This is a genomic window from Desulfobotulus alkaliphilus (assembly GCF_007830435.1).
In the GTDB taxonomy this organism is placed as follows: Bacteria; Desulfobacterota; Desulfobacteria; order Desulfobacterales; family ASO4-4; genus Desulfobotulus; species Desulfobotulus alkaliphilus.
Map to the genome: position 1 here is coordinate 1 of NZ_VLLC01000073.1, position 4680 is coordinate 4680.

Sequence of the window (4680 nt, forward strand, 5' to 3'; positions counted from 1 at the left end):
CCTTGGAGCTGTCAGTTACTCTTAATGTACCGCTGAGTGAGGCCTCCCGGGTTCCGTTCATGAGACATCCACACATGCACCGGGTCAGCGACTCCGGGGAACCTGCCTGCCACTTGCGTTGACGCAGCATTCAGTTTTGCCTTCCCGTTCACCCAACACGGTCAGCATTCCCAACCCTGATTTCGGAGCTCAATACCGAGCCTGTGTGTTCCCCTGTCAACGCTTAACCACTACCCTCACGAGCAGCAGCCCATGACTCGGGGCTCCGGCGGTTCGCTACACCTTACCGGATAGAGGACTTGCACCTCCAATCTTATGCCAGCTTATCCCGGCGCACTGGGTGTCCTACGGTTTATCTCGGTTTCTAGTTTGTACGGTTTCGGAGAGAAACTAACCCTTGGCAAGAAACTCAAAACCGGATAATTATTTTAAAATTTATTTAACCTCCTAAATCAAGGAGGCAAAGCCTCATAAACTCCTAAAGAAAGGAACGATAATGCATAAAGCGGCTTGTATTTTAATCCTTGCACTTGTTTTAGCCGGGTGCAACAGCAGCAGCAGCAGTACACCAGAAAACAATACTTACACTGTTTTCACAACGGTCAGTGACGGAGGAACTATAAATCCTGCGGCTGCAAGTGTACAACATGGCAACAGCACAAGCTTTGAAATAACTCCCGATGATGACCACACCATAGAATCCGTTACAGGATGCGGAGGCTCCCTTACCGGCAATACCTATTACACAGGACCAGTTACATCCAACTGTACTGTGAGTGTCAGTTTTAAAAGTGAATTATACACAAAACTTGATGAAAAAGGAAAACCTCTGCCAGACTCTGCTACTTCTTGGAGCTGCATAAAAGATCATAAAACCGGGCTTATATGGGAAGAAAAAACAGACGACGATGGCCTGAGGGACTGGAACCATATTTACTCATGGTACAATCCTGACCCTGCAACAAATGGCGGATATGATGGAAGGAAAGATGGTGGTGACTGTACAGAAAGTGAATGTGACACATATGCCTACACACAAGCCGTAAATGACAAAACACTTTGCGGGATTGCTGGCTGGCGTCTTCCCACCATTGATGAACTAAACACACTGGTATATTGCAGCTCTGGTGAGAGGGAAGATCTGCACCATGAAGGAAGCAGTGGAGCATGTATCGGAAAGTACGAAAGGCCTACCATAAACACAAACTTTTTTGCCAATACATCTGAATCGAGCTGGTTTTGGTCGGCTTCGTCACATGCATACAAAGCTGAAAAAGCATGGTTTCTTGATTTCGGTAACGGATCTGTTAACGACAACTTCTTCAAAATTTATAATGGAAAGATCCGTTTAGTTCATGACGGTCTGTAAACCCTACTGGTTTACGCAGGATTAAGCAAAACCCGCATCATAATGGTACGGGTTTTATTTTTGCTTAAATCGTTGCTGTAGAAACCGCCTGATAAGCCATAAGCTGCGACCAGATTAGCATAGCCTTGTAAAAGGGGATCACTAAGCGGGACGGTCTGTGTCTTTCCCTTGTGGAAAGACACAGACTCTTAAAGGCAGAATGAAAACCCCCCACTACCCGGGAGGGGCAATGGGGGGTTCGTCTTACTTAAAAAACAGACTGATCCTTTTAAAATTTACTCTTTAGGCAAAGCCAAGTACATTATTTTCGCCTACAGCCAGAGTGATAGTATCACCGAAATCCAGCGTCCCAACAATCCTAGCACCGGTAAAGGCCGTATCACCATCTACACCAGCAGCTGAGTTGCTGGCTGTAACTTCAACGACCTTATACTCACCCTCGTTGTCTACATTCTCAATCAACAAAATTGACTTCAGTTCGTTAGCTACAAGACCAGCCTCATCGTTAGCACTAAAGGTTGCTGCTGTACCGCCTGCAGCAGTACCGTTCAATGCATGCTGAACCTGCGCATCAGTCAGGCCAGAGAATGTAAGAGGCCCCGTACCAAAACCATTGTTAAGAGTTGTAAAATCAGTCACACTTACTGTGTTTGCAGACATAGCTGTTATTGCAGCAATATCTGTATCAAAGTAATCACGAGACTGAGATGAACTGCCACTCAACTGTTCCAAGTTATTCAAGAAGTTAAACTTAAGAATGTCCTGATTAGCGCCATCATCAAAATGAACAATGGTATTCTTGCCAAAGCTGCCACTGTCAATAACAACAACATCAATGACATCTGCATTGGAATTCAAAACAATCAAATCATTACCAGTACCAGCATTGATGATGTTAAGTCCACCAGCAGCATTAGAAACGCTACCCAGTGCTGTACCCGTCTGAGTCTCAGAAACAGAATCATCAGACTCATCTGTTGCTGTCAAAGTACCAGTGGGAGCTGTTCCAGCAGTTGTGGTGAAAGTCCAAACACCAGCAGTCAAGTCTGCAAGGAATTCAACACCACCTACTGTGAAAGACGCATTATCTAGATTGGTTGCCCAATCCGCAGCAATCGGTACTGTTATGGTTTCGCCACCAAATGTAAAGATCAAATCATCATCAGCAGCCAAAGCAGCTAAATCCAGTGTAAACACAGTCTCAGCCTGAGTTGCAACAATTTGTGTACCGTGACCGGCCGGAATCGATTGTCCAGCGCCTACAGCAGCAGTATCAAACAGCGTTTCGAGTTCCCCGGCTGTAATACTTGAATCCATTTTTGCAAGTTCAATTGCATCCAACAAATTAGTCCGTGTGCCTGGAGCAAGATCTGTCCAGTCGCCCAAAACAGCGATTTGCAGCAATTCATCAGCATCAGCGGTCATACCATCAACCAAATACTGAACCTGCAAATGGCCATTTGAATCCACTCGTGCACTAGCCAACTTACCCAGCACAGCGTCTGTATTGATTGCGTTTGCTACAGCATTATACAGATCACGCTCTGTGGTAATAACACCATTGCTTGCCCTAACGATCGTCTTAACTTCAAAACCATCTTCAAAAGCAGCAGCCTCTTCGCCAGGAATTGCGAGGGTTATTTGAATTTCACGTCCATTCAGCAACTCAACAACTTCTACCGTACGATTCAAGGAACCAGCTGTAGTATCCTGACCTAGACCAGCAACTCCGACAGCATTATTTGCAGCCATAACAAAACTGGCTTTAGCACCTGTGTTATCCGCATAAATCACATCATTGCCAGCACCAGTTCTGGCTGTAATCGCTACCGCACCACCATGAATGGTATCCGCACCCGTTCCTGTTGTAATAACAGATGTTGTATTCGCTCCACCGGTCAGAACAACCGTGTTAGTACCACCACCAATTGTGATCACGGAGCTGGTATTGGTGCTGCCAGAATCTGATACACCCGTCTGGTTAACGGTGATAAGGTCATTACCCGTTCCGGTATTGATGGTCGCACGATGACCACCGTTATTCGCACCCACAAAGGTCACATTTGTGCTTATACCGCCAGCATTCAGTGTAGCAAGGTTTACGATAGCGTCATTAACACCGCCAGCATAGGTTGTACCCTGACCAAGGCTCAGGCTTGCACCTTCAAAGGCCGTAGCATTGATCTCCAGCAGACCATCCTGAGTCCCGCCGATATAAAGACTGCCCTTGGCACCTGTGGATTCTATGAAAATATCCTGAAGCTTATTATCTGTTGTTTTCAGTTCTGTAATTTTGCTGTCACGGTCAACGGTAACATTGAAACGCTCAATGCCAAGGGGAGAGTTGGACATGGCTCCAACATCAAGGGTGCCAGCCAGAGAACCACGACCTGCATCATCCAGAACGATGTTGGTTTCAATCTTAGGTGAGGTTCTGCCCGGCTCAATATTGTCCTGCTGGGCCACAAGGTTAGAGTCACCGGGAATACCTGCGGGGCCTACGATCCAGCCACCGGTGTCTATTCTGCCCTCACCCGTATTGGTAAGCACAATTGTTTTACCCGTATGGAAAACACCATTGGCGTCACTGCGGGTAAAGTCTGGACCAAATGAAACGTTAAAATTTTGAAGAGCGGGAATTTGCTGAACAGCTTCTCTGATAGCAATCAGCAGCTCATCATAGGTTTGGGCGGCATTGATTGCATCAGACGTTACATCAATCCTCTGGCCTGCAAGCATAAAATGGAAACCAGTATAAGGAGATTCTTTCAAATACTCTCCACTGGCAGCATTATTAAGATCCATCAGGCGAAGATTCAACTGGGAACCAGATTCATCACCTGCAGCTGCTACAAAGGACTGGCTGTCCAAACGTGCTGTGAAATTGGCATTGGCATCCACAGAACGCATACCAAAGGTAAAGTCCCTTGTAATCTGCTGATCGCCATTAAAGCGGATGTCATTGATGAAGAGGTGGGAGGAACCCTGACTGTTAGCAGGCCAGCCGATACCAGGGTTATTAGCACCCGTTGTATTATCCGCCCAGAATTCCTGAACCTTATTATTGCCCCAGGTGGTGTGCGCATCCCACCTACCCTCTTTCAGGGTGACGGTGTCGCCGTTGTAGCCATCATGGGTTCTAACAAAATCTGCATAATCGTTCTGGGTGTTGAGGTAGTCAAGCTGATGCTGGGTGGTAGCACCAGTTTTGGCAGCATCAGTAAAGGCCATCACTGCCTGAGCACGGGTAAAGCCACCGGTTTCAAGCTGATTAACCCACCAGTTAAATCCACTATTATCCGGAAGACGAT

At 46.6% G+C, this 4680-nt stretch carries 2 protein-coding genes; one reads left to right on the forward strand and one right to left on the reverse strand.

Translation table 11 applies throughout. The annotated features are described in order from the left end of the window. The first annotated feature begins 496 nt into the window (after positions 1–496). Positions 497–1369 (forward strand): Lcl C-terminal domain-containing protein, encoded by an 873-nt coding sequence (locus LZ24_RS16815; protein WP_144686869.1) that lies wholly within the window; start codon positions 497–499, stop codon positions 1367–1369. Between the two features lie 282 nt (positions 1370–1651). Here the strand turns inward: LZ24_RS16815 and LZ24_RS17450 are convergent. Next, positions 1652–4680 (reverse strand): hypothetical protein (locus LZ24_RS17450; protein WP_186443233.1); only part of this gene is annotated, 3029 nt, incomplete at its 5' end.

What these genes read in the sequence shown, in the direction of transcription:
- LZ24_RS16815 (WP_144686869.1), top strand. Translation starts at nt 497, where the DNA reads ATGCATAAAGCGGCTTGTATTTTAATCCTTGCACTTGTTTTAGCCGGG.